The 23,672-nt window shown below is 67.7% G+C and carries 22 protein-coding genes; 9 read left to right on the top strand and 13 right to left on the bottom strand.

Annotated elements, in window-relative coordinates:
* Nucleotides 1–150 precede the first annotated feature (150 nt).
* Nucleotides 151–1,038 carry a LysR family transcriptional regulator gene (locus tag A3Q7_RS0117700; RefSeq protein WP_018413251.1) on the bottom strand — a complete coding sequence of 296 codons (888 nt, stop codon included), beginning with the start codon at nt 1,036–1,038 and terminating at the stop codon, nt 151–153.
* 107 nt (nt 1,039–1,145) lie between these two features.
* Here A3Q7_RS0117700 and A3Q7_RS0117695 point away from each other — a divergent pair, with 107 nt between their 5' ends.
* From A3Q7_RS0117695 to A3Q7_RS0117685, 3 genes are read left to right on the top strand one after another with little or no spacing between them, the layout of a single operon-like run.
* Nucleotides 1,146–1,961 (top strand): DODA-type extradiol aromatic ring-opening family dioxygenase, encoded by an 816-nt coding sequence (locus tag A3Q7_RS0117695; protein ID WP_018413250.1) that lies wholly within the window; start codon nt 1,146–1,148, stop codon nt 1,959–1,961.
* Nucleotides 1,958–2,545, top strand: a complete 588-nt coding sequence (locus tag A3Q7_RS0117690; protein ID WP_018413249.1) for a cytochrome b — start codon at nt 1,958–1,960, stop codon at nt 2,543–2,545. The genes A3Q7_RS0117695 and A3Q7_RS0117690 overlap by 4 nt, the downstream gene beginning before the upstream one ends.
* A gap of 39 nt (nt 2,546–2,584) precedes the next feature.
* On the top strand, nt 2,585–3,160 hold the full coding sequence (locus A3Q7_RS0117685; protein ID WP_018413248.1) for a YceI family protein: 576 nt from the start codon (nt 2,585–2,587) through the stop codon (nt 3,158–3,160).
* A 1,045-nt stretch (nt 3,161–4,205) separates the two neighbouring features.
* Here the strand turns inward: A3Q7_RS0117685 and A3Q7_RS0117680 are convergent.
* Entirely contained in the window at nt 4,206–4,850 is a 645-nt protein-coding gene (locus tag A3Q7_RS0117680) for a histidine phosphatase family protein (protein ID WP_018413247.1), read from the bottom strand.
* Nucleotides 4,851–5,009: 159 nt separating this feature from the next.
* Between A3Q7_RS0117680 and A3Q7_RS0117675 the strand changes: the two genes are divergently transcribed.
* The 3 genes from A3Q7_RS0117675 to A3Q7_RS0117665 all read left to right on the top strand — a co-directional run bounded on the left by A3Q7_RS0117675 (nt 5,010) and on the right by A3Q7_RS0117665 (nt 8,930).
* Nucleotides 5,010–5,516: a TRAP transporter small permease subunit gene (locus A3Q7_RS0117675; protein ID WP_018413246.1), complete on the top strand. Its 507-nt coding sequence runs from the start codon at nt 5,010–5,012 to the stop codon at nt 5,514–5,516.
* A gap of 43 nt (nt 5,517–5,559) precedes the next feature.
* Nucleotides 5,560–7,227, top strand: coding sequence for a TRAP transporter large permease (locus A3Q7_RS0117670; RefSeq protein ID WP_018413245.1), 1,668 nt, complete (start codon nt 5,560–5,562; stop codon nt 7,225–7,227).
* 95 nt (nt 7,228–7,322) lie between these two features.
* Nucleotides 7,323–8,930, top strand: coding sequence for a methyl-accepting chemotaxis protein (locus A3Q7_RS0117665; protein WP_018413244.1), 1,608 nt, complete (start codon nt 7,323–7,325; stop codon nt 8,928–8,930).
* Here A3Q7_RS0117665 and A3Q7_RS0117660 read toward each other — a convergent pair.
* Nucleotides 8,920–9,777: an alpha/beta fold hydrolase gene (locus A3Q7_RS0117660; protein WP_018413243.1), complete on the bottom strand. Its 858-nt coding sequence runs from the start codon at nt 9,775–9,777 to the stop codon at nt 8,920–8,922. The two genes, A3Q7_RS0117665 and A3Q7_RS0117660, sit on opposite strands and share 11 nt — an antisense overlap.
* Before the next feature lie 179 nt (nt 9,778–9,956).
* On the opposite strand from A3Q7_RS0117660, the gene A3Q7_RS0117655 reads away from it, so the two are divergent.
* Nucleotides 9,957–10,460, top strand: coding sequence for a hypothetical protein (locus tag A3Q7_RS0117655; protein ID WP_018413242.1), 504 nt, complete (start codon nt 9,957–9,959; stop codon nt 10,458–10,460).
* A gap of 3 nt (nt 10,461–10,463) precedes the next feature.
* Here the strand turns inward: A3Q7_RS0117655 and A3Q7_RS0117650 are convergent, their stop codons facing one another.
* The 7 genes from A3Q7_RS0117650 to A3Q7_RS0117620 form a co-directional block, all read right to left on the bottom strand.
* Nucleotides 10,464–12,179 (bottom strand): cation:proton antiporter domain-containing protein, encoded by a 1,716-nt coding sequence (locus A3Q7_RS0117650; RefSeq protein ID WP_018413241.1) that lies wholly within the window; start codon nt 12,177–12,179, stop codon nt 10,464–10,466.
* 48 nt (nt 12,180–12,227) lie between these two features.
* Nucleotides 12,228–13,004, bottom strand: a complete 777-nt coding sequence (locus A3Q7_RS0117645) for a fumarylacetoacetate hydrolase family protein (RefSeq protein ID WP_018413240.1) — start codon at nt 13,002–13,004, stop codon at nt 12,228–12,230.
* 83 nt (nt 13,005–13,087) lie between these two features.
* Nucleotides 13,088–13,720 carry an NADPH-dependent FMN reductase gene (locus tag A3Q7_RS0117640; protein WP_018413239.1) on the bottom strand — a complete coding sequence of 211 codons (633 nt, stop codon included), beginning with the start codon at nt 13,718–13,720 and terminating at the stop codon, nt 13,088–13,090.
* On the bottom strand, nt 13,717–14,358 hold the full coding sequence (locus tag A3Q7_RS0117635) for a ParA family protein (protein WP_018413238.1): 642 nt from the start codon (nt 14,356–14,358) through the stop codon (nt 13,717–13,719). Before A3Q7_RS0117635 ends, A3Q7_RS0117640 begins: the two co-directional genes overlap by 4 nt.
* The gene (locus A3Q7_RS0117630; RefSeq protein ID WP_018413237.1) at nt 14,355–15,014 is read right to left on the bottom strand and encodes an SDR family NAD(P)-dependent oxidoreductase; all 660 of its coding nucleotides are present in this window, start codon (nt 15,012–15,014) and stop codon (nt 14,355–14,357) included. The genes A3Q7_RS0117635 and A3Q7_RS0117630 overlap by 4 nt, the downstream gene beginning before the upstream one ends.
* A gap of 99 nt (nt 15,015–15,113) precedes the next feature.
* Nucleotides 15,114–15,452 carry a hypothetical protein gene (locus A3Q7_RS0117625; RefSeq protein WP_026224984.1) on the bottom strand — a complete coding sequence of 113 codons (339 nt, stop codon included), beginning with the start codon at nt 15,450–15,452 and terminating at the stop codon, nt 15,114–15,116.
* Nucleotides 15,453–15,495: 43 nt separating this feature from the next.
* On the bottom strand, nt 15,496–16,485 hold the full coding sequence (locus tag A3Q7_RS0117620) for a quinone oxidoreductase family protein (protein WP_018413235.1): 990 nt from the start codon (nt 16,483–16,485) through the stop codon (nt 15,496–15,498).
* A 102-nt stretch (nt 16,486–16,587) separates the two neighbouring features.
* Here A3Q7_RS0117620 and A3Q7_RS0117615 point away from each other — a divergent pair, with 102 nt between their 5' ends.
* Together A3Q7_RS0117615 and A3Q7_RS0117610 are read left to right on the top strand one after the other, a co-directional pair.
* Nucleotides 16,588–17,355 (top strand): ParA family protein, encoded by a 768-nt coding sequence (locus A3Q7_RS0117615; protein ID WP_026224983.1) that lies wholly within the window; start codon nt 16,588–16,590, stop codon nt 17,353–17,355.
* A gap of 57 nt (nt 17,356–17,412) precedes the next feature.
* Nucleotides 17,413–17,943, top strand: a complete 531-nt coding sequence (locus A3Q7_RS0117610; RefSeq protein ID WP_408630409.1) for a hypothetical protein — start codon at nt 17,413–17,415, stop codon at nt 17,941–17,943.
* Between the two features lie 38 nt (nt 17,944–17,981).
* Here A3Q7_RS0117610 and A3Q7_RS0117605 read toward each other — a convergent pair whose 3' ends face one another.
* From A3Q7_RS0117605 to A3Q7_RS0117595, 3 genes are all read right to left on the bottom strand, one after another.
* A complete protein-coding gene (locus A3Q7_RS0117605) occupies nt 17,982–19,481 on the bottom strand; it encodes a diguanylate cyclase (protein WP_018413232.1) in 1,500 nt (499 codons plus the stop codon).
* A gap of 138 nt (nt 19,482–19,619) precedes the next feature.
* On the bottom strand, nt 19,620–22,826 hold the full coding sequence (locus A3Q7_RS0117600) for a sensor domain-containing protein (protein WP_018413231.1): 3,207 nt from the start codon (nt 22,824–22,826) through the stop codon (nt 19,620–19,622).
* Complete coding sequence (locus A3Q7_RS0117595; RefSeq protein ID WP_026224982.1) at nt 22,823–23,656, bottom strand: transporter substrate-binding domain-containing protein; 834 nt, start codon at nt 23,654–23,656, stop codon at nt 22,823–22,825. Before A3Q7_RS0117595 ends, A3Q7_RS0117600 begins: the two co-directional genes overlap by 4 nt.
* Nucleotides 23,657–23,672: the final 16 nt, after the last annotated feature.

Below are 23,672 nucleotides of genomic sequence, written 5' to 3'. Positions count from 1 at the left end.
GTGGGGTAAACCGTCAAGAATCGGAAGCGGTTCGTCACTTCTTTCATCGAGTTGCAGGCGCAGCCCATGCGCGCGAGCGTCTCATCGGCAGCAAAGCGCGGCAATCATCCTTTCTACCGATCCACCCACGGGCGCCGCAAAGGTCCCCGTTCAGCCCGTCAGGCTTTCCGCCAGCCAATCCATCAACACCCGCACCCGGTGCGGTACGTGGCGGTTGCCGGGCAGCACGGCGTATACGCCCAGTTCGGGCATCGCGCAGTCGGTGAGCACGGGCAGCAGTCGGCCGTCGGCCAGCCAGGGATCGAGGATGAAATCGGGTTGGCAGGTGAGCCCCATGCCGCGCGCGGCGGCTTCGGCGAGGACGTCGCCGTTGCTGGCGGTGATGCGGGCGCGCAGCGGGACGGTGACGGTGCGCCCGTCGGGTGTGGTGAACACCCAGCCCGGCGGGCCGCTGGCGGCGGTATAGCCCAGGCATTCGTGATGAGCGATGTCCTCCGGCGTGACCGGCGCGCCGTGGCGGGCGATGTAGTCGGGCGAGGCGACGGCGATGAGCCGGCTGGAAGCGATGCGGCGCGCGACGGTGGCCGGGTCCAGCCGCGCGGTGACGCGGATCGCCAGGTCCATGCCTTCTTCGATCAGGTTCACGCGGCGGTCGTTGTAGTCGATGTCGATCGCCACCTCCGGGTGCTGCTGCGCGAAATCCAGCAGCAGCGGCGACAGCCTCTTCAGCCCGTAGCTCAGGGGGGTGCCGATGCGGATCGCGCCGCGCAGCGCCTGCCGCTGTTCGGCGATGCCTGTTTCGGCTGCCTCGACCAGGTTGAGGATGACGCGGCATTTTTCGAGATAGGCGGTGCCGGCCGCCGTGAGCGACAGGCGGCGCGTGCTGCGCGCCATGAGCTTGACACCCAGATGAGCTTCCAGCGCGGCGATCTGCCGGGTCACCACCGATCGCGCCACCCCCATCTGCTGCGCCACCGCCGAGAAGCTCCCCAGTTCGGCCACCCGCAGGAAAAGCTGCATCGCATCCAGTCTGTCCATTGTTGTCTGTATGGCAACGATCATTTGCGGATTGTCGCCTATTTTGATCGGCCAACAGGGCTTACGCTGCAGGCATGTCATCCCTGATCGCTGCCGCCCGACCTGCCATGCCCTTCGCACCTGCTCCGGTGAGCCTGTTCGTTCCGCACGGCGCGCCCACCTTCGCGTTGCGCCCGGGCGCCGCGGGCGCCGCGCTGGCGGCGATGGCGGATGCGCTGCCGCGGCCGCGCGCCCTGGTCGTGGTGAGCGCGCACTGGGATAGCGCGCAAGCGGCGGTGGGCAGCGCCGACCGGCACGCCACGCTGCACGACTTCCACGGCTTTCCACGCGAGCTTTACGCGCTGAATTACCCGGCCACCGGGTGCCCGGAACTGGCCGCGCATATCGTGCGCACCTTGCATGATGCGGGGCTGCCGGCCGCGCTGGATGCGGGCCGGGGCCTGGATCACGGCGCCTGGGTGCCGCTGCGGCTCATGCATCCGGATGCCGATGTGCCGGTGATTCCGCTGTCGCTGCAAAGCCGTCAGGGCCCGCGCGGCGCCTGGCGCCTCGGTCGCGCGCTGGCGCCACTGACCGCGCAAGGTGTGCGCGTGATCGGCTCGGGCAATATGACGCACAACCTGCGCGACTGGCAGATCGTGGCGCAGGGCGACGGACAGCCGCCCGCCTATGTGCGCGGCTTCGCCGACTGGATGGCGGCGCGCCTCGCCGACGGCGACCTCGACGCGCTGCTGGACTACCGGCAGCGCGCACCGGATGCGGCACGCGCGCATCCGACCGAGGAACATCTGCTGCCTTTTTTCGTCGCACTCGGCGCCGCGGGCGACGCAGCCCGCGCCGAGCGCTTTCACGCCGGCATCGATGACTACGTGCTGGCCATGGATGCCTGGGCATTTCACGCCCGCCAGGAGGAGAAGACATGAGCCTGAAGAACACCGCCCGCGACTACGGCAGCATCGCGAAGTGGCTGCACTGGATGACCGCCGCGCTGTTCCTGGCCGCCTATGTGTCGGTGTACTACCGCCAGTGGTTCACCGAGAAACAGACGCCGGAAAACATGACTGCGCTGCAGATGCACCTGTCGGTCGGCGTGAGCATCGCGGTCATCGTCGCGCTGCGCGTGATCTGGCGGCTCATGAACCGCGCGCCGGACGACGAACCCGGCAGCGCGCTGGCGCACCGGGCGGCCCACCTCGGCCATCTGGCGCTGTACGCCGTCATGATCGTCGCGCCCCTCACCGGCTATCTCGGCACCGGCGTCGACACCCGGTACTTTTTCCTGTTCGACATTCCGAAGTTCGAAAGCACGGCACTGTTCCAGAGTGTCGTGGTCGACGGCTTCGGTCTGGATTTCAAGACTTTCGAGAAACCCATCGACTTCATCCACAAGGATGTGCTGGGTGCGCGACTGATCTGGCTGCTGGTGCTGGGCCATGTCGCCGCCGCGCTGTACCACCACTTCGTCCGGCGTGACCGCACGCTGCTGAAGATGACTTCGGGCCGCTGAGCGGCCCGTCCCGACCCGCCATAAAAAAGGAGCATCACCATGACCTCGCTGAAAGCACTCGTTGCCGCGCTCGCACTCGCCACTGTCGCCGCGCCGTCCTTCGCCGCACCGGAAACCTTCAAGGTCGATCCGTCGCACACCTTCCCGCGCTTCTCGTACAGCCACTTCGGCTATTCCACGCAGCTCAGCCGCTTCGACAAGACCAGCGGCACCGTCACGCTGGATCGCGCCGCCAGGACCGGCGCGGTGGACATCACCATAGACACCAAGTCGGTGAGCACCGGCTTCCCGCTGTTCAACGAACATATCCAGGCGCCCGATTTCCTGGATACCGAAGCTTTCCCGACCGCCACCTTCAAGTCGTCCAAGGTGGTGTTCGACGGTGACAAGCCGGTGGCCGTCGAGGGCACGCTGACGCTCAAGGGTGTGAGCAAGCCGGTCACGCTCAAGGTGACCAGCTTCCAGCTCATGCCCCACCCGATGAAGAAGAAGGATGCCATCGGCGCCAATGCCACCGTCACCGTCAAGCGCAGCGACTTCAACATGGGCAAGTACGCGCCCAATGTGAGCGACGACGTGGTGATCGACATCGCGATCGAAGCCATCAAGGACTGAAGCCAGGCCTGCGGCCCGCAGGCGCGCCGTCGCGACCTGGGGGGCGCTTCCACAACCGCTCGCCCTGGCCGCGAAGTGGGCGATGCCTGCCGTAGGAGCGAGCACCGCTCGCGACAACACCCGCAAACGCAGCCCGCGGCGCGCGAATGCTGCGTCGCGACCAGTGGGTCGCTCCTACGACGGCGCGCCCTCGCCACGAACGGCGCGGGATCTCCCGTAGGCGAGCACCGCTCGCGACCCCACCCTCGAACAAAGCCCGCGGCCTGCATGTGCCGCGTCGCGACCTTCGGGTCGCTCCCACAACAGCTCGCCCTGGCCGCGAAGGGGGCGATGCCTGCCGTAGGAGCGAGCACCGCTCGCGACAACACCCGCAAACGCAGCCCGCGGCGCGCGAATGCCGCGTCGCGACCAGTGGGTCGCTCCTACGACGGCGCGCCCTCGCCACGAACGGCGCGGGATCTCCCGTAGGCGAGCACCGCTCGCGACAACACCCTCGAACAAAGCCAGTGGCCTGCACACGCCGCGTCGCGACCTTGGGGGCGCTCCTGCAACCGCTCGCCCCGGCCGCGAAGTGGGCGATGCCTGCCGTAGGAGCGAGCACCGCTCGCGACAACACCCGCAAACGCAGCCCGCGGCGCGCGAATGCCGCGTCGCGACCAGTGGGTCGCTCCTACGTCGGCGCGCCCTCGCCACGAACGGCGCGGGATCTCCCGTAGGCGAGCACCGCTCGCGACCCCACCCTCGAACAAGGCCAGTGGCCTGCACACGCGGCGTCGCGACCTTCGGGTCGCTCCTGCAACCGCTCGCCCTGGCCGCGAAGGGGGCGATGCGTGCCGTAGGCGCGAGCACCGCTCGCGACAACACCCTCGAACAAAGCCCGCGGCCTGCATGTGCCGCGTCGCGACCTTCGGGTCGCTCCTACGACGGCGCGCCCTCGCCACGAACGGCGCGGGATCTCCCGTAGGCGAGCACCGCTCGCGACCCCACCCTCGAACAAAGCCGGCGGCCTGCGACCTTGCCCCGGAAGAGGGCTCAAGCCGGGCGCTCAGACCGGCAGTTCGTCGAGCGCGTTGTCGAGATGGGCGGCGTCGCCCCAGCGTTCGATGCGCCAGCCGCCGGCATCGTGGGCGACCCAGTTCAGCGCACAGTTGGCGATCTCAAAATCGCGCCTGGCGTCGAGCGGCAGGCCACGCACACGGCGGGCGACGATGTCGAGCACGCCGCCGTGGGTCACCAGCAACACGTTCCCGCCGGCATGGCGTTCGCGTAGCCGGCCGACCAGCGCCCAGATGCGTTCGGCGAAGCTGTCCAGGCTTTCGCCGCTGTCGCCGGGGAAGCGTGCATGGGTCACCCGCGCCTCGAACTGCGCGAAGTGCTCCGGATGGCGTTCGCGTGCCTCGGCCCAGGTCAGCCCCTGGAAGGCGCCATAGTGACGCTCGCGCAAGCCGGGCTCCGGCATGACGGCCTGGCGGCGGGGCGCGGCGATGCGGCCGGCGGTCACCCATGCGCGGCCGAGATCCGAACCATAGATGTGATCGATACGCGCGCCGGCCAGCGCATCGGCGGTGGCGCTGGCCTGGCGCAAGCCATGTTCGTTCAGAGGAATATCGATCTGGCCCTGGACGCGGCGGTCGACATTCCAGGTGGTTTCCCCGTGGCGGACGAGGCAGATGCGGGTGAGAGCGGTCATGATGGGTCCTTGTGCGACGCAATATTGTAGGCGGCAAGCTCATGTCCGGCTCGTTCGCACGGAACTGCCGGCGCCGCGCCATGCCGCCGGGCCGGGCGCCGGTCGACTCCGGACGCGGGCCAGCGTTTACCATCGCGCCTTCGCCACGCCGCCGATGACATGCGCCCCCTGCTCACGCTCGCCGACCTGATTGACCGCCTGAATGAAGCCTGCGGCCGCCTGCTGCCGTGGACGATACTGGCGGCCGTGCTGCTGGCGGTGGGCAATGCGCTGGCGCGCAAGTTCGATGCAGGATCCAACGCGCTGCTGGAAGCGCAGTGGTATCTGGTATCGGCGGCCTTCCTGCTCGGTGCCGGACGCGTGCTGAAGCTGGACGAGCATGTGCGCATCGATCTGCTCACCGCCCGGCTGTCGCCGCGCGGACGCCTGAAAGCCGACATCGCAGCGCTCGCGCTCACCGTGCTGCCGGTGTCGCTGCTCATGCTGTGGCTGTCCTGGCCCTGGTTCGTCGGCGCGTGGACCAGCAATGAAGTGTCGGCCAGCGCCGGCGGCCTGCCGCTGTGGCCGGCGCGAGCGCTGGTGCCGGCGGGCTTCGCGCTGCTGCTGCTGCAGGCGCTGGCACTGATCGCGCGCCGCATCGCCGCGCTGCGGGAGAGCCAGGCATGAGGTCATCGACGGCCATCGCACGCGACAACCGGAGGACCGGTCGATGAGCGGGTGGCTGGCCGCCAATCTGGCCCCGGTCATGTTCTTCGCAATGATCCTGTTCCTGCTGTCGGGAGCGCCGGTCGCATTCGCGCTGGCCACCTGCGGCATCGTGTTCGGCCTGATCGGCATCGAACTTGGACTGCTGTCGGCGTCACTGGTGCAGGCGATGCCGGACCGCGTATGGGGTGTCATGAGCAACGACACCCTGCTCGCCATTCCCTTCTTCACCTTCATGGGCCTGTTGCTGGAACGCTCCGGCATGGCCGAGGACCTGCTGGATACGGTGGGCCGCCTGTTCGGTACCCTGCGCGGCGGACTGGCGGTGGCGGTGGTGCTGGTGGGTGCCATGCTGGCCGCCACCACCGGCGTGGTGGCCGCATCGGTCATTTCCATGGGCCTCATTTCCCTGCCCATCATGCTGCGCGCCGGTTACGACGCGCGGCTGGCCAGCGGCGTGATCGCGGCATCGGGCACGCTGGCGCAAATCATTCCGCCGTCGCTGGTGCTCATCGTGCTGGCCGACCAGTTGAACCGGCCGGTGGGCGACATGTATCGCGGCGCGCTGTTGCCGGGGCTGATGCTGACCGGCCTCTATCTGCTGTATGTGCTGGCCGTGGCCTGGTTGAAACCGGCCAGCGCGCCGCCATTGCCGGAGGCCGACGAGCACGGCGCATCCGAGCGGCGCGGCGTGTGGGCGCTGTTCGCGCTCGCGCTGGCGGCCGGCATCGCGGCCAGCCGGTTGCCCGCGCTGCAGGCACACACCGCCGATGCGCGGGCGCTGCTGGCGGTGACCGCAGGCGGCGCCGCCGCCTGGCTCGCCGCGCTGGCCGACCGCCTGCTGCGGCTGAACCTGCTGCCCGACCTGGCGCGCCGTGTCGCCTTCGTGCTCATGCCGCCGCTGGCCCTCATCTTCCTGGTGCTCGGCACCATCTACCTCGGTCTGGCCACGCCGACCGAAGGCGGCGCCATGGGCGCGACCGGCGCGCTGCTGATGGCGCTGGCGCGCCGCCGGCTGGACCGCTCGCTGCTCACCCAGGCGCTGGACCGAACGGTGCGGCTCACCAGCTTCGTGCTGTTCATCCTGATCGGTGCACGGCTGTTCTCGCTCACCTTCTACGGCATAGACGGCCACCTGTGGGTGGAACACCTGCTGCTGTCGCTGCCGGGCGGCCAGACCGGCTTCCTGATCGCGGTCATGCTGCTGGTGTTCCTGCTCGCCTTCTTCCTCGACTTCTTCGAGCTGGCTTTCATCCTGGTGCCGCTGCTGGCGCCGGTGGCGGAAAAGCTCGGCATAGACCTGGTGTGGTTCGGCGTGCTGCTGGCGGTGAACATGCAGACCTCCTTCATGCATCCGCCGTTCGGCTTCGCGCTGTTCTACCTGCGCTCGGTCGCGCCGAAGTCGCTGCCCACGCGCGACATCTACTGGGGCGCCGTGCCCTTCGTGTGCATCCAGCTTGTGGCGGTGGCACTGGTGCTGGCCGTGCCACAACTGGTGACGGCGAATCTGGGCACGGGCTCGCGCGCGACGGGCGGCAGCCTGCCGGCGGAGTTCGGTGACTATCGGCGCGGGGCAGGAAGCCCGGGCCTGCCCGCCTCGCATCCCGATGCCCTGCTGGAACGTGCGATCGAACGCGCCGAAAGCGAGGCCGGCAACGACGGCGACGACTGATGCGGCGGCGGGCGCCGCTTGCCCTTCTGGCATCCGGTTCAAGTTCCGGGCCCTGCTTCCGTAAACAATCAGACACTTACGCCTCGGAGCCCGCCGTGAAGATATCCACCCGCCTCGCGCTGATCGTTGCCAGTGCAGCCGCAGGCCTGCTCATCCTCGGTGGCGTCGCCACCTACTCCATTCACGAAACGATGATGACCGAGCGCGAGGCGCGCATCGTGACGCTGCTCGATCTCACCAAGGGCATCCTGAACCGCTATCACGAGGCGGAGAAGGCCGGCACGCTGACTCGCGAACAGGCGCAGAAGCACGCCCAGGAAGCACTGCTGGGCCTGCAGAGCAAGGATCACTACGTATTCGCGCGCGACGACAAGGACACCATGCTGGCGCATGTGCGCAAGGAAAGGCTGGGCCAGGCGGACAATGGCGGCGTGGCGCCGGACGGCCGCACCAATGTGCAGGTGTATCGCGATGCGCTGGCCAAGAGCGACCCCGCCTTTGTCACCGTGCCGGCCAAGAAGCCCGGCGGCGACGTACCCTTGCCCAAGCTCAATGGCGTCACCCATTTCGCCCCCTGGGGCTGGACCGTGGGCACCGGCTTCTTCGTCGATGACATCGACAGTGCGCTGTATGCCTATGTGAGCAAGCTGCTCATTCTGGTGGTTCTGGTGATCGCGGTGACCATCGTGCTGACGGTGGCGGTGGCCCGTCGCATCTTTGCGCAGATCGGCGGCGAGCCGGAGGCGGCGATGCGGGCGGCCAACGAAATCGCCGCCGGCCGTCTGGACGTGGTGATGCCGACGGCGCGCAACGGCAGCCTGCTGCACTCGCTGTCCATCATGCGCGACAGCCTGAAGAACATGATAGGCGGCATCCAGCAGGGCTCGCGCTCGCTGAACACCGCCGCCCACGACATCGCCGAGCGCATGCAGCAGATCCGCAGCGCCTCCGGTCAGTCGGCCGAAGCCACCTCGTCGACCGCTGCGGCGATCGAACAGATGACGGTGAGCGTGAGCCAGATTGCCGATAGCGCGCGCGACTCGGAACAGCACTCCAGCCGCTCGTCGGAACTGGCCGGCGTGGGCGAACAGCGCGTGCATTCGGCATCGGATGCCATCGCCGCGGTATCGCGCCAGGTCAGCGACGCCTCGGGGCGCATCGGCGAGCTGGCCGAGCGCTCGCGCCAGATCAGCGGCATCGCCAAGACCATCAAGGAAATCGCCGAACAGACCAATCTGCTGGCGCTGAATGCCGCCATCGAGGCGGCGCGGGCCGGCGAACAGGGACGAGGCTTCGCGGTCGTGGCCGACGAAGTGCGCAAGCTGGCCGAACGCACCACGCTCGCCACCGGCGAAATCGCGCAGACCATCGCGGCCATCCAGACCGATACCGACGCCGTCGTGCACAGCATGCAGGCGGTCGGTCCGCAGGTGGAAAAGGGCGTGGCGCTGGCAGGCGAAGCCGCCGAGGCGCTGCGCAGCATCAACGACGGCGCCATCGAAGCCCTGACGCAGATCCGCAGCGTCGCGCACGCGACTGCCGAACAGACTCAGGCGAGCAATGCGATCGCCGCCAATGTCGAACGTATCGCCCACATGGTGGAGGAATCCGACCGCTCTGTCGTGGCGGCGGAAGACACCGTGCAGCAGCTCAGCCGTCTCGCCGAGGAACTGGATTCGACGATCGCGCGCTTCAGGGTGTGAGCCGGCCGGGCCGGCTCGCCGTCTGGTCGCGGAGAAGCTCCAGTACCTTCTCCGCGCATGCCTGAGGCGCTTCCATAGGCACCAGATGCCCGGTCGGCAGCTCGTGCCAGTGTTCGCCCCAGAAACGCCGGTTGGCGTCGCGGCCAGCCAGGCGCAGTTCCTCCGAGTCGCGGCCGGCGATGAAGTGCGCCGGCACGCCGCGCGCGCGCAGCGCGCGCACTGCACGGATCGCCTCGCGATGCGCAATGGTGGCGTAGATGGCACGTTCCGCCTCACGCGGAATGGTGAGCGTCACACCGCCGCCCGGATGCTCGGTCAGGCCGTCGCGGATGAAGTCGTCCAGTACGCCGGGCGCCCAGCGCTGCACGAAGTGCTTGGCGGCGAGGTGCGCCCGCGCCTCCTCGCGCGAGTGCCAGTAATGGCGCCGCCGTGCCGCCACCGGCGCCGGACCGACACGCCAGGTGGCGCCCGACAGCTTGGCCGCCGACAGTACGGCGCCGCGCCAGCCCAGTACCAGCGGTGATTCCACCAGCACGACGGCCGAAACCGGATGCCGCGCGCACGCCGCGACCATGGCCGCCAGATAGCCGCCCATCGAATGACCGACCACGGTCAGCGGCGCAGCCGCCGCCAGGTCGGACAGCGCCCGCTCGACTTCGCGCCGCATGCGCTGCCAGCCCTGCGCCGGCGCGTGCTCGGGGCGGGCGCCGATGCGATCGACCGCAGTGATGTCGAACACCGGTGAAAGATGCTGCAGAAACTGTCGATAGACCCCGCCCGGATACCCGTTGGCATGAAGAAACAGCAACCCGGGCCGTTGATGACGGAGCGTGTCATCCTTTTCCATACGTCATGGATGTGCATGTTGCGCCGCACGAAGAGCGGCGCGGATTGAGGAAAACCGGCCAGGGGACCGAGGTCGATACCGATGCAACACGGGCACTTGAGTCACATCAATACTGCACTGCAAAACCGAACGCACACTGATGTCAACGAAGAATTCAATCAAACTCACAGGAAATCATCATGAATGCAAAGTGGATCGCGGTGGTCGCCGCACTCTGTATCTCGCCTGTCCATGCCGATCAGTCCGGCAAGCATGCCGGCACTGAACATCCGGCCGAAGCGGTGAAAGGAAAGAAACCCGCCAACGTCGGCAACAAGCCGGCGCTGCCCCCGGGCGTCAAGCCGGACTACCGCAAGATACATGCCGGCCAGGAGCATCCGGTGATCGAGGCACACGAGCATCCGCGGCCGACTGCGGTCGAGAACAAGCCGGCGCTGCCGCCGGGTGCGACCACGGCCACGCACAAGGTGCATGCCGGGCAGGAGCATCCGGTGATCGAGGCGCACGAACATCCGCTGCCAACCGCCGTCGAGAACAAGCCGGCGCTGCCGCCGGGCGCCACGACCGCGACCCACAAGGTGCATGCCGGGCAGGAGCATCCGGCCATTGAAACCCACGATCTGCCGCCGCCGACCGCGACCACGGCAAAGCCGGCCCTGCCGCCGGGCGTGGTGAAACCCTGAGCGTCAGCGACCCGACGCGCGTTCCAGTTCTGTCATGTGCTCGGCCGTGTCGGCGTCTATGCCGGCATGGGCCAGTACATGCAGTCCAAGTTGCAAGGCCGCTTCCAGCGCTTCCGGGATGACCTCGCTGGCGCCAGCCGCAAGCAGACGCCCTGCATGATCGCCATCGCGCGCACGCGCGATCAGTGGCAACCCCGGAAACTCCTTGCGCAAGGCATGCACCACATGCAGTGCGGCGGCGGTGTCGTCCATGGTCACGACCACCGCGCGCGCCTTGCCGGCCCCCAGGTGATGCAGCAGCGCAGGCTGTCCGGCATCGCCCACCATGACCGCCAGTCCGCGCGCATGGTGGGTGGCCGCCGCCGCTGCATTGCGCTCGATCGCCAGCCAGCGCACGTCGGCGCGGTCGAGCAGGCGCGCCACGCACTGGCCGACGCGACCGAAGCCGGCGATGATGACGCGGCCGTCCTCGCCCGAAGCCGGCAGGACCGGGGCGGCGGTGTCCTGTGCCGACGCCAGCCGTGCGTGCCAGGCGCGACCGGCGCGGGCGGCGAGCGGCGTCAGGAACATGCTCAGCGTCACCACCAGCAGCATGAAGTTGCCCACCGCGCCGGTCATGACGCCGGAAGCCACCGCCATCCCGAGCACGATGAAACTGAACTCGCCCGCCTGACCGAGCAACAGCGCCGCCTCCACTGCCTCGCCATGCGACAGTCGCGCCAGGCGGAACAGCGCATACATCGCGCCGCTCTTGATCAGATAGAGGCCCAGCACGGCCGCCAGCAGCCAGCCGGCGTCGTCGAGCACCTGCAGCAGATCGAGGCTCATGCCGACCGACACGAAAAACAGGCCCATCAGCAGGCCCTTGAATGGCTCGATCGCCACCAGCGCGGCGTGACGGAACTCGGTTTCGGCGAGCATGAGGCCGGCGAGGAAGGCGCCCAGCGCCATGGACAGGCCGGCGGCACCGGTCAGCGCGGCCACGCCCAGCGTAGCGAACAAGGTGAGGGCCATGAAGCTGTCGGCCTGGGTAGTGACCGAAACGCGACGGAACAGCGGCGTGAGCACCAGGCGACCGGCAAGCAGAATGAGCACCACGGCCGCAAGCGCCTTGAACAGTGCGTTCGCCATGAGAGACACGAAGCTGCCACCCGGGTCGCCGCCCAGCAGGCCGATCAGGATGAGCAGTGGCACCACCGCGATGTCCTGCAGCAGCAGCACCGCGAAGCTCATGCGGCCGACGTTGGATCGGGTCTGCCCGGATTCGGCCAGAAGCTGCATCACCACCGCGGTGGATGACATGGCCAGGCCGAGGCCGAGAAGCACCGAAGTTTCGATGCCGTGCCCGAACGCCAGCGCCACGCCGGCGATCAATGCGCCGCAGCCCAGCCACTGCGCACTGCCCACACCCAGCACCCAGCGGCGCAGCGACCACAATTGACGCGCCGGCAGTTCAAGGCCGATCACGAACAGCATGAATACCACGCCCAGTTCGGCAAGCAAACGCACGCCGCCACCCTCGGCGATGGTCAAGGCGCGCAGCCATGCATGGTCGGCGGCGATGCGCCCGAGGCCGTGCGGACCGACCAGCGCGCCGATGGCCAGGAAGGCGACCACCTGGCTCACCCGCGCGCGGGCGAGCAGCGGCATCACCAGTCCGGCGATGGCGAGGTAGAGCAGCAGGGGTTGCAGATGCGGCAGGCCGGCGTGAGCGTCCATCCGTTCAGAATGCGCGAAAGCCGGCGCTGCCGTATTGATTCAGGTCGATCAGCCTGCGACCGGAGCGTAGACGTTGCTGAGCGTACCGATGCCGCTGACGGTCACGTCCACTGCGGTACCGGGCTTCATCGGCAGCACGCCGACCGAGGTGCCGCAGCAGATCACGTCGCCCGGCATCAGGGTCATGTCGCGGGAAATGCGCGCCACGAGCTGGGCCGGAGAGAAGATGAGATCGGATACCGGATAGCGCTGGCGCTCGCGCCCCCCGACCGTGGTGACGATTTCGGCATCGGCGGGCAAGGGGTCGGTGGAAATGACCGGACCGAAGCAGCCGAAGCCATCGAAACTCTTGGCGCGGGTCCACTGGCCGAAGGACGGGTTCTTGTCCACCAGTTCGAGCGCACTCACGTCATTGATGCAGGTGTAGCCGAAGATGGCGTCGGCCGCCTGCGCCTCATCCAGGTTGCGCGCCACCTTGCCCACCACCACGCCCAGTTCGCCCTCGTAGAACACCCGGCCGTCGAACCCGGCAGGCTTGGGAATGGGTTGCTGGTGCCCGTTCAGCGCCTGCGGCGAGCGGATCAGGTAGAGCGGATCCTCGGGGATCGGATGACCGGCCTTTTCCACGGCGGTACGGACGTTGTGCACGATGATGATCATCTTGGGCGGCACGCAGGGCATGAGCCATTCGATGCCCTCGACCGGTACGGTTTCACCGGTCGGCGTCGGGCTGCCGAACAGATCGCCCGCCAGCAGTTCAACGGTGTCGCCATTCAGGCGGCCCAGGCGTTCGGCGCCGCCATGGCGCAGTCGCAGGTATTTCATTGCAGATCCAGGTTATCGTTGTTAATGGAACACGCAGTGCCCGGCCGGCAGCGTCGCCGGCGCCGGAGCGGGCCGCCGCGGACTCAGGCGCGCAGGCGCGAGGACACATCCACCAGCCTTTCGGCGATGCGGGCGAGCATTTTCTGCATTTTCTCGTCGGCGAGGTCGCCGCCGGGTGCGAAGGCACTGGCGGCACCACCGACCGCGATCTGCTCCGACAGCACCAGCGCCCCCACCGACTGCAGCACGGCACGCAGGTGCACCAGACCGCGCAGACCACCGAGCGCCCCCGGCGATGCGGCGCCGAGCGCAACCACCTTGTTGGCATAGGGCACCGTGCCGGCTTCGTCGCCGGCCGGGCGCGACACCCAGTCCAGCGCATTCTTGAGCACCGCGCTCATCGAACCGTTGTACTCGGGCGAGGCGATGAACAGCCCGTCGTGCGCCTTGAACAGTTCCTTGAGCGGCCGCACGCCCAGCGGCAGCCCGGCGGATGCCTCCAGGTCGCCGTCGTACAGCGGCAGCGGATGATCGCGCAGGTCCATCACCGTGGCACTGCCGCCGGCCAGTTCGATGGCCCGGGCAGCGGCCGTTGCCAGCTTCCGGTTGAACGAGCCTTCGCGGGTGCTGCCGGCAAAGCACAGGATGCGGGGCAGATTGCCATCGCGTTCGGAGCTGTCGTGCACGACAGCGAGATTCTTGTTGCGGTTCGTCATGGGGAATCCAGCCAGTCGATGATGGGTTGCCACTGTTCGCGATCCTGCAGCGCCCGCGAGCGCGACAGGTCGAAAATCGTCATGCCGTGCGCCGCCGCCTGAACATAGAGCTGCGAATTGCGCAGATAGGCCAGCACCGGCAGATCGAGTGCGGCACAGAAACGTTCGAGTTCATGGGCCGCGCGCGTACGCACATCCACGCGCATGCCGACGATGCCCAGCTTCACCCTGCTCGCGGCCACGCGCTTGTGCTCGGCCAGTTCCGTCAGGAAGTCACCGGTGGCGAGGATGTCGAACAGTGACGGCTGGACCGGCACGAGCACGCGATCGACCATGCGCAGTGCCGCCTCCAGCCGCTTGCCGCGCAGCCCGGCCGGGGTGTCGAGCACGACATGCGTGGTGCCGCGCGGCGGCCGCGCCGGCTGTTCGGGTTCGATGTCCCAGCCCTGTATCGGCGCGAGCAGCGGCGAACGCAGCGCCAGCCAGTGCCGCGCCGACTGCTGGCGATCGATGTCGCCCAGCATGACGCGTGCGCCCAGGCTGGCCCAGTGACCGGCGACATTGGTCGCCAGCGTGCTCTTGCCGGCGCCACCCTTGGGATTGGCGATCATCACACTGCGCAGCATGCGTTCGGTCATGACAAGACGATTTCGCGCGAGAACTGTCCCGCCGGTTCAACATGCAAGGTCCAGAAAGTGTCCGCAACCCGCGCGGCATCGAGCAGGCTGCCTTCGCGCAGCACGCCGGCAATGGTCACCACCGCCGCATGCACGCCGGCCGGTGACAGTTCCTGGTGCAGGCTGAACACCAGATTGCGCAGCGCTGCCTTCTGTGCCGACAGTGACGCCACCGCCGCCACCGGTTCCATGGCCAGGCCACCGCCGGAAAACAGAAGGCTGCCGCGTCCGGACGCGCGCATCGCCGGCAATACCGCACGGGTCGCGATCAGCGCGCCCAGCACGCCGATGCGCAGATCGGCGGCCAGCGCTTCCGGATCGAGCGCCGACGGTGCGCCCTCGCGCGACACCGAGGCATTGAATACCAGCACCTCGGGCGGCTGCAGCGAAGTACGGACGGCGTCGAAAGCGGTCAGTATCGATTCGTCACTGCCTGCATCGGCAACGAAACCCTGCGCGGTGACGCCTCGCTCCGCCAGTTCGTGCTCATAGCGCTCGAGCTTGCCGGCATTGCGCGAAATCATCGCCACGCAATAGCCCTCGGCGCCGAAGCGCCGCGCGACCGCGGCGCCCACGCCCGAGCCCATGCCGACGATGGCACATACCTTGGAACCCATAAACCTCCCCGTGCGCGTCACGCGCCGCTCGATATCCGGATGACGTCTCCGACCAGGAAAAGCTCCCGATCACCGCCGGCTGCCGGACAGCATGCAAGCCTACCTGTTTTTTGCTGCGGCGCGGGCCGCCGCCAACGCGGCACGACGCTCTTCGTCGGCCTGCGCGATGGCCCGCTTCTGTTCATCGCTCAGCGACTCACCGAGCTGTTTTTCGATCGCGGCCGCCACCCGCGCCGATGTTTCGGTAATGCGTCCCTCGGCCGGCATGGCCGCACGCACCTGGCTGGATGGCAGGTGGGTGATGTCGACCACGCGCTGTACGAACTGGTCGTCGATGCGACGGACTTCGGCCTTCATGAAGGCCATCTGGGCGGGCGTCTGCGCAAACGCAGGCGCCAGAAGGCCGCCGCAGGTCAATAGTAATAGCAGGAACTTCATCGGACGGGGCTCCGGAAAGCGAAAGGATGGCGGATCGCCGGATTCAGGCGGGCAGCAGCACGGTGGAGCCCGCAGTCCTGCGCCCGGCGAGCGCCTCGTGCGCCCGTGCGCAATCGGCTAACGCATGACGCTGTGCCACGTTGATGCGAAGCGTGCCATCCAGTACGCGGGCGAACAGTTCGTCGCTCGCAGCGACCAGATCGGCACGTTGCGCGACGTAATGGAACAGCGTCGGGCGAGTCAGGAAGAGCGACCCCTTCTGCGCCAGCAGCGCGGGTTCGAACGGGGCGACCGGGCCGGATGCGTTGCCATAGCTCACCATCGTGCCCAACGGTGCCAGGCAGTCGAGCGAAGCCATGAAAGTGTCGCGCCCTATGCTGTCATAGACCACACGAACGCCCCGTCCGCCGGTAATGTCGCGAACCCGCGCCGGCTGCGCCGCCGGGGATACGCCCGTGAGTACATGTTCGCAGCCGTGCGCAGCCGCCAGCGCCGCCTTTTCCGGCGTGCTCACCGTGCCGATCACCGTGGCGCCGAGCGCACGCGCCCACTGGCAGGCAATCAGTCCGACGCCGCCGGCAGCGGCGTGGATGAGCACCATGTCGCCCGGCTCGACGTGGCAGGTACGGCGCAGCAGGTAGTGCGCAGTGAGGCCTTTCAGCATCAGCGCGGCGGCCGTGTCGAAGCCGATTTCGGGTGGCAGCGGCACAAGCCGGTCGGCCGGCATGCAGCGCGCGGTGGAGTAGGCGCCCAGCGGCCCGGTGGCGTAGGCGACGCGATCACCCACCGCCAGGCCGGTGACGCCCTCCCCCACCGCCTCGACCACTCCGGCCGCTTCCAGGCCCAGCGCACCGGGCAACGGCGTGGCGTACAGCCCGCTGCGGTAGTAGATGTCGATGAAATTCAGCCCGATCGCGTGGTGCCGGACGCGCACCTCACCCGGCCCGGGATTCCCCACCACGACCGCCTCGTACTGGAGTACCTCTGGGCCACCGGTACGGTGAAAGCTGACCGCGTATTCGCTCATCGTCATGCCGCCTGGAAAATGCGTGATGCCCGATTCTAACGGCCAGCGTCATGGTGCACCGCACACGGCATTCGGGCAAAATGTATTTTTACGCTCAGGAGAGTGTCCATGCGCCGGGTCGTATTCAACCAGAAGGGTGGCGTAGGCAAGTCCACCATCACCTGCAACCTTGCCGCCATCAGTGCCGCGCAGGGACTGCGCACGCTGGTGATCGACCTGGACACGCAGGCCAACTCGAGCCACTACCTGCTGGGCGAAGCGGTGGCCAACGCCAGCGGCGGTGCCGCGGAGTTCTTCGACCAGATGCTGAACCTGCGCCTGTCGCCGAAGGGCACCGAGGAATTCGTGACCGCCACCGCGCATCCCGGCCTGTCGGTCATGACCGCGAGCCCGCAACTGGCCGAACTCGAATCGAAGCTCGAATCCCGCTACAAGATCTACAAGCTGCGCGAGGCGCTGGATGCGCTGGAGGACTTCGACCGCATCTACATCGACACGCCGCCAGCGCTGAATTTCTATTCGCGCTGCGCGCTGATCGCCGCCGAATCGGTGCTCATCCCGTTCGACTGCGACGAGTTCTCGCGCAAGGCGCTGTACCAGTTGCTGGAGAATATCGGGGAAATCCGGGCCGATCACAACGCCGGACTGAAGCTCGAGGGCATCGTCGTGAACCAGTTCCAGGCACGCTCCAGCCTGCCGGCGCGCGTGGTGCAGGAATTGCGCGACGAGGGACTGCCTGTGCTGGACGCCACGCTGTCGCCATCGGTCAAGGTGAAGGAATCGCACGAAGCCGCGTTGCCACTGATCCACTTCGCACCCGGTCACAAGCTCGCGCAGGAGTTCGTCGCACTGCACACATTGCTCGATGGGCGCTGAACCGGGCGCCGCCGGCACGCGAACTTGCGGCGGCTGTCCTGTGTCCGATCGAGCATGATGTCGCGCGTGCGCTCAACCTTCCGTCTCGTCGCCCCTGCCGCCCTGCTGGCGCTTGCAGCGGCCGGCGTATCGGCGACCCAACCCGAAGGCGGCCGCTTCCGCGCGCTCGTCGAACTGGACAACGGCTGGCCGCGCGCTTGCGGCAGTGCAGTCGCGGTCGCCGGCTGGGATATCCGCATCGTGCGCGAGCGTCAGGGCGACGAGGTGCTGGCGCGGGTCGAAGTGCGCCCGCCACCGGGCAACCCGGCGCTTCCGGTACTCGCCCGACTGGAAATCGAACAGTTCCACCCCGCCATCCTGCTGGTGCCGCGGGACGGCCTGCTCGCGCTGCCCGGATTCGATTCGGACAACAAGGTCGACTGGGCGACGCTGATGCGCAATTTCATGTTCTTCGGTGGCACGCTGGTACTCGGCCAGGTGGGGGGCGACATCGAACTGCCCTTCCGTGGCCCGGCGCCGCGCGATGTGACCGGCCAGTATCTGAACTGCAGCGGCGATCTGGCCGCGCCCTTGCGCAACGGCAGTTGACGCGCATCCGTGGTGGCCCGCGCACGGGTACCGACCGCTCAGCTATGCGTCCGCGGCTCGCCCAGCGTGGTGAGCATCCAGCCGTCGGGCGATGTCGTTTCCTCGACCTTGAACAGCGTGCCGTCCATCATGTCGACCTCGAAGCTGCGACGCGGCTGGCTGCGGCGGCGACCATCGGCCACGGCCAGCCACGCGGCGATGTCCTGCGTCTCGATGCGCGGCCCCACCCCCAGCTCATGGCAGCGGCGCATCAGCCCGCCGAAAGTGATGTCGCCCTGCGGCACCGCGTAAAGGGAAACGAAGGCGGCATTGGCAAATACGAGTCTGTCCTGCGGATCGAACAGCGCACAGGCGGTCTCGCCGGCGTCCAGACCGGCGAGCAACTGGCGCAGCACTTCCGGCCGCAGTGCCGCGGCGGCCATGTGCGACGGTATGCGCACCGCGCCCGCCTCGATTCCCGTGACGTCGAGGCCGGCGCCCGGCAGGACCACGCGATCGCGGCCCGCATGCTTGGCGCGATAGAGCATCTGGTCGGCCACCCTCATCCAGGCCTCGCAGTCCTCGATCAGCGGGTTCAGTTCGGCCACGCCAAAGCTGGCGGTCACGACTTCGCCATCGATCAACGGTTCGGCATGCAGGCAGGCGCGCAGCCGGTTCATCAGATCGCGCGCGCCTTCCGCGGTGGTGTCCGGCAGCAGGATGCCGAATTCCTCACCGCCATAGCGTCCGGCACTGTCATTGATGCGCAGTTCGCGCATCAGCAGTGTCGCGAAGCGGCGGATCACCTCGTCGCCCGCGGCGTGGCCGTGCCTGTCGTTGATCGCCTTGAAATGATCGAGATCGGCCAGCACCAGCGTGACATTGTGACCGTAGCGCCGCTGGCTCGCGAATTCCTTGCGCACCAGTGCTTCCCAGTGACCGCGATTGGCCAGGCCGGACAATGCATCGGTCCTGCTCAGCCTCTGCAGCGCCTCGCGCTGCTGCTGCAGCTTGCGTACCGCCTGATTGGTGGCATAGCCGATGGCCACCGGATGCAGCAGCATGGGCGCGCTGAACAGCACGGTGAGCAGGCTGGACATGGGCGCCCACTCGAAGCCGTAAAGCAGGACGCCGAACAACACGCCCAGCGCATGGCAGGCGATGCCGCGCATCATCAGCCGCATGCCGCAGCCCGCCACGCTGTCCATGCTCATGAGCGCAAGCATGAGCAGAGACGGCACGGCACTGAACGCCATCATGGCGGTCCATACGCCGCCGAAGAAATGGTCGGCCAGCAGGTGCTGTCCTTCGGTACGGAAAGGATCGGACGACTGCCGCGCGCGCCACCAGGCGAAGTGGGGCCATACGAAGGCATGCAGAAGCGGGCCGAGCCACATCGCCCAGGCGTAGTCGCCGCGCTGGTACAGCACGCTGAGCACCATGGGCAGGCCGAGCAGCAGGCCGAACATGCGCGCGCGGTAGGACCGTCTGGCGAAACCCAGATAGGGCGTGGACGCCTCGACATAGGCCGCTTCCGGTGCGGGGTGCGGGGCGTTCACGGCATCTCCGCGGCACGCGGACCGCACAGGACTGAGACAGGCGCGGCATATGCGCTACTGAGCGACATCTTCGCAGGGAACACCGGGTCTGCAGGGGTGCCCATTGTAGGGGTCGCAGGCGCCCCGCACCGCCCGCAATCACGTTTCATCGCGGTACGACAGATCGAGCGCACCGGGCGCCAGGAAGCGGCGTTCGAATTCGGCGGCGGTCAATGGCCTGGCGTGGAAGTAGCCCTGGCTGGCATCGCAACCATGCGTCTTGAGCAGCTCATGCTGCCCTGCCGTTTCCACCCCTTCGGCGAGCACGGAAAGACCGAGCTTGTGGCCAAGGGTGATGATGGTGTCGACCAGTTCCACCGCGCTCGCGTCCTCGGGCAGATCGCACACGAAGCTGCGGTCTATCTTCAGGGTATGCACCGGCAACCGCTTCAGATAGGCGAGCGACGAATACCCGGTGCCGAAATCGTCGACCGACATGCGTATCCCCATGGCTTCCATCGCATCCAGGAAGGACTCGGTGTTCTCCCCCTGGTCCATCAGGCTGGATTCGGTCATTTCGAGCTCGAGCAGCGAGGGCGGAAAGCCGGTATCGGACAGCACGCACTCGATGCGCTGCTGCAGGCCGCCACGGCGGATTTCGACCGCCGACACGTTGACCGCAAGACTGATCGGCGGCAGCCCCGCATCCAGCCACGCCCGCCCCTGGCGGCAGGCCAGTTCGCGCACGCGGTTGCCCAGCGGCACGATCAGTCCGTTCGCCTCCATCAGTGGAACGAAGGTGCCCGGGCCGGCCTGCACGTCGGCGGCCTCGCTCAGCCGCACCAGCACTTCGGCCCCCAGCAGCCGTCCGTCCTGCAGGCCCATGAGGGGCTGGAAGCGCAACTCCACCTGATCGTTCTCGAGCGCGCGGCGCAGCGCGGTGTCCAGCGACAGCCTGCGCGTGGCCTCGCGCTTCAGGGTATCCGTGTAGAAGCGGATGCCGTTGCGCCCCGACTGCTTGGCCTGGTACATCGCGCCATCGGCATCGCGCAGCAGTTCGTCCGCGCTGTCGCCATCCTCCGGGAACATGCTGATGCCCATGCTCACCTGCACATAGATTTCCTGGCCGGACGCCAGATGGATGGGCTGCGCGAGACAGGCCTTGACGTCCTCCGCCACGCGCGCCGCTTCGGCGGCCTCGCGCACGTTCTCCAGCACCAGCACGAACTCGTCGCCACCCTGGCGGCCCAGCGTATCCTGCCTGCGCAGCCGCATGCGCAGGCGCTGCGCAACCGCAGACAGGACTTCGTCGCCGCTGGCATGCCCGAGGCTGTCGTTGATGGTCTTGAAGTGATCGATGTCGACACAGATGACGGCAATGCGGTCGCCACGACGGGCACACTGTTCGATCGCATGGCCGAGCCGGGCGCGGATCAGCACCCGGTTGGGCAGATCGGTCAGCGGGTCATAGTGGGACAAGTGTTCGAGCTGTGCTTCGGTACTGCGCATCGAGGTGGTGTCGGTGAGCACGCATACGCGATAGCCTCGCTCGCCGCCCTCTTCCTGGACGGGCGCACAACTGAGCCAACCGGTCCAGCGTTCGCCACTGCGACGCCGCCCATTCACTTCACCCTGCCATCCGGCGCCATCAGCCAGCGCCACCGCAAGGTCGGCCGCAGCTTCCTGCGCATCCAGCGCCAGCAACACCGGCAGCACGCGGCCGACCACTTCGTCCTCGGCTTCGCCGACCATCGCACAGAAAGCGGCATTGGCCTGCACCAGGTGGCCGCGCGCATCGGTCACCACCACGCCATCGCGCGTGCTTCGCAACGCGTCGGCGAGCAGACGTGCGGAACGCTCCGCCTGCCGCCGCGAGCGCTCGTCGCGCAAGCGGCGCAGCGCGAATGAAATGTCCATGCTCACTTCTTCGAGCAGACGGATCTCGTCCTCGTCGTCCACATCGAGCGACGGCGCAAGCATGAACAGCACCGCCACCACGTCGTCGTCGAGCTGCAACGGCAGGGCGACGCAGGCGTCACATCCGGTGACGCGCGCCGTCGCCATCCACGGAGCGTCGCCCTGGAGCGGGGTCAGTCTGAGCATGCGGCCGGACGCCGTCACACGCGCCACCACGCTGTGCTCGATGGAACGGCCTTCGCCGTCGGCGAGCGCAACGCGGTCATTAGCGGGCAGGCCGGCACAGGCCCGCAACCCGGTCTGCCCCGGATCACTGTCGTGCTGCAGAACCCAGGCGGCCCGGTAACGGCCGTACTCGACCGCGACGCGGCAGATGCGATCGAACAGCTCGTCCTCGCTGGCCGACCAGACGATGGTCTGGTTCACCTGACTCAGGAAATTGTAGAGCCGGGTCAGTTGATGTGCGCGTTCCTCAGCGCGCTGCCGCGCGGTGACGTCCCAGGCAACCCACACCACACGGTCGCTGCCCGGCACCGGCGAGACTCTCGCATCGAATACGACGCGGCGGTCGTCGACGTCGAGTTCGTAGCTGTAGGGCAGCGTGCGCTGACGCGCGAGCGCCTGGCGGATGACCGCCAGAAAACGGCTGCTCACCTCTTCCGGAAAGACCTCGTCCAGCGTGCGCCCGATCAGCGTGTCGGGCGGCGCGGCAAGCAACTGCCGGGAACTGCCGTAGGACTCGATGTAGCGCCCCTGTCGATCGAGCATGAAGGCGACGTCCGGCAGACTGTTCACGAAGGCGCGCAGCCGGCCCTCGCTGCTGACCAGCGAATCGAGCGCAATATCGCGACGACGATGGCTCAGATAGAGAAAGAGCAGCAGGAACAGCGCGGTGGTCGCCAGCAGGATGAGCGTCGCGCGATCGTGTGTGCGCAGAAGCGCACGACGAGCGGACAGTTCGTGCAGCAATGCGGCCTCGACCGCCGTTGCGCGGGCATCGATCGCTCGCTGGGAGAGGCGCAGCAGTTCGCCGCCGGCCTCGAAACCGGACAACTGTCTTTCCATCACGATGCGCGCGTCGGCCAGTGTGCCGATATAGGCATCGGTGCTGGCGGCCACCTCGCCGGAGGGCGGATACCCGTTCGCGAATCCGATCAGCGCACCGTGCCCTTCGCGCAGATCGCGCGCCACCACCAGCGCCCGGTCCAGATGCGCGAGCACGCGCGCCCGGGGCACTGAAACATCGCCGGCCAGCAGTCTTTCGGTATCCAGTTGCGCGAGCAGCGCGTAACGACGCGATTGCGCCAGATTGTCGCGCGCAGTGATCGCTCCGGACAGACTCGCGTCCCAGTGATGATGCGCGAACGCGATCAGCCCCATGCAGATGCCCACCAGCAGAGCCAGTCCGAATACCGGCGCCGACGTGTGCAAGGCAGAGCGTGCGCTCATTTCGCCGGTCCGGGCAGATTGGCTTCGGAAAAGCCGAAACGTCCGATCAGCGCGCGATGCTCCTCCCCGCCGAGTATCTGTTCCAGCGCCGCATCCAGCCGGCGACGCAGGGCTTCATCGCCGACGCGTACCGCGAATGCCGGCATGCCGTCGCCCACGCCGGCATCCCGTCCGGTACCGGTCTGCAGCCGTACCACCTCGACGCCACTCAGGCCCGCCACCTGCACCAGATAATTCAACGACACATCGGACAGCGCAAGTACGTCGGCGCGACCCTCGATCACCGCAATGGCCGCGGACATCGCGTCGCCATGGCGCTGGATGCGTTCCGCCGGCACCCCCGCGCGGCGAGCCACGGCCGATTCGATCGCGCCATCGACCACCGCCAGCACGACGTCTGACTGCCTCACCACATCGGCGAGGGAGCGGATGCCTCTCGGATTGCCGGACATGACGAGCAGCGCCGCCGAAACGCGGGCGGTCGGCCGGGTGAAGGCCACGCGACGCGCGCGCTCGGACGTGCTGAAAAGGCCGCTGGCGATCACATCGGCGCGACCCAACGCAAGATCGTGCATCAAGTGGCTGAACTCGGCATGGATGAAATCCACCTCGGCGAAACCGGCCCGCTGCGCAGCCAGCCTGAGCAATTCCGGTGCCTCACCGCTGACACGCCCGTCGCCATCGATAAAGGCATACGGTGGCTCGATGGAATAAAGTGCCCGCAGCCGGTCTGGATTTCGTTCGGCGGTTTCATCACCGTGCATGCCGGCACCCAGCACGACTGCAAGCATCGCGACGATGACGCTGACAACGAGATAGGAAGTGCGCATGGCGGACCACGGTTCT

The organism is Methyloversatilis thermotolerans (assembly GCF_000372885.1).
Taxonomy (GTDB): Bacteria; Pseudomonadota; Gammaproteobacteria; order Burkholderiales; family Rhodocyclaceae; genus Methyloversatilis; species Methyloversatilis thermotolerans.
Note: the sequence above shows the minus strand (reverse complement) of the source record. Positions and strands in the feature narration are given on the sequence as shown.

Excerpts from the sequence above, each read along its gene's own strand:
- A3Q7_RS0117670 (WP_018413245.1), top strand. The coding sequence starts at position 5,560 with ATGAGCGGGTGGCTGGCCGCCAATCTGGCCCCGGTCATGTTCTTCGCA.
- A3Q7_RS0117700 (WP_018413251.1), bottom strand. The coding sequence starts at position 1,038 with ATGGACAGACTGGATGCGATGCAGCTTTTCCTGCGGGTGGCCGAACTG.
- A3Q7_RS0117660 (WP_018413243.1), bottom strand. The coding sequence starts at position 9,777 with ATGGAAAAGGATGACACGCTCCGTCATCAACGGCCCGGGTTGCTGTTT.
- A3Q7_RS0117675 (WP_018413246.1), top strand. The coding sequence starts at position 5,010 with ATGCGCCCCCTGCTCACGCTCGCCGACCTGATTGACCGCCTGAATGAA.
- A3Q7_RS0117600 (WP_018413231.1), bottom strand. The coding sequence starts at position 22,826 with ATGAGCGCACGCTCTGCCTTGCACACGTCGGCGCCGGTATTCGGACTG.
- A3Q7_RS0117630 (WP_018413237.1), bottom strand. The coding sequence starts at position 15,014 with ATGGGTTCCAAGGTATGTGCCATCGTCGGCATGGGCTCGGGCGTGGGC.
- A3Q7_RS0117650 (WP_018413241.1), bottom strand. The coding sequence starts at position 12,179 with ATGGACGCTCACGCCGGCCTGCCGCATCTGCAACCCCTGCTGCTCTAC.
- A3Q7_RS0117655 (WP_018413242.1), top strand. The coding sequence starts at position 9,957 with ATGAATGCAAAGTGGATCGCGGTGGTCGCCGCACTCTGTATCTCGCCT.
- A3Q7_RS0117680 (WP_018413247.1), bottom strand. The coding sequence starts at position 4,850 with ATGACCGCTCTCACCCGCATCTGCCTCGTCCGCCACGGGGAAACCACC.
- A3Q7_RS0117595 (WP_026224982.1), bottom strand. The coding sequence starts at position 23,656 with ATGCGCACTTCCTATCTCGTTGTCAGCGTCATCGTCGCGATGCTTGCA.
- A3Q7_RS0117690 (WP_018413249.1), top strand. The coding sequence starts at position 1,958 with ATGAGCCTGAAGAACACCGCCCGCGACTACGGCAGCATCGCGAAGTGG.
- A3Q7_RS0117615 (WP_026224983.1), top strand. The coding sequence starts at position 16,588 with ATGCGCCGGGTCGTATTCAACCAGAAGGGTGGCGTAGGCAAGTCCACC.
- A3Q7_RS0117645 (WP_018413240.1), bottom strand. The coding sequence starts at position 13,004 with ATGAAATACCTGCGACTGCGCCATGGCGGCGCCGAACGCCTGGGCCGC.
- A3Q7_RS0117610 (WP_408630409.1), top strand. The coding sequence starts at position 17,413 with ATGTCGCGCGTGCGCTCAACCTTCCGTCTCGTCGCCCCTGCCGCCCTG.
- A3Q7_RS0117620 (WP_018413235.1), bottom strand. The coding sequence starts at position 16,485 with ATGACGATGAGCGAATACGCGGTCAGCTTTCACCGTACCGGTGGCCCA.
- A3Q7_RS0117685 (WP_018413248.1), top strand. The coding sequence starts at position 2,585 with ATGACCTCGCTGAAAGCACTCGTTGCCGCGCTCGCACTCGCCACTGTC.
- A3Q7_RS0117635 (WP_018413238.1), bottom strand. The coding sequence starts at position 14,358 with ATGACCGAACGCATGCTGCGCAGTGTGATGATCGCCAATCCCAAGGGT.
- A3Q7_RS0117695 (WP_018413250.1), top strand. The coding sequence starts at position 1,146 with ATGCCCTTCGCACCTGCTCCGGTGAGCCTGTTCGTTCCGCACGGCGCG.
- A3Q7_RS0117640 (WP_018413239.1), bottom strand. The coding sequence starts at position 13,720 with ATGACGAACCGCAACAAGAATCTCGCTGTCGTGCACGACAGCTCCGAA.
- A3Q7_RS0117625 (WP_026224984.1), bottom strand. The coding sequence starts at position 15,452 with ATGAAGTTCCTGCTATTACTATTGACCTGCGGCGGCCTTCTGGCGCCT.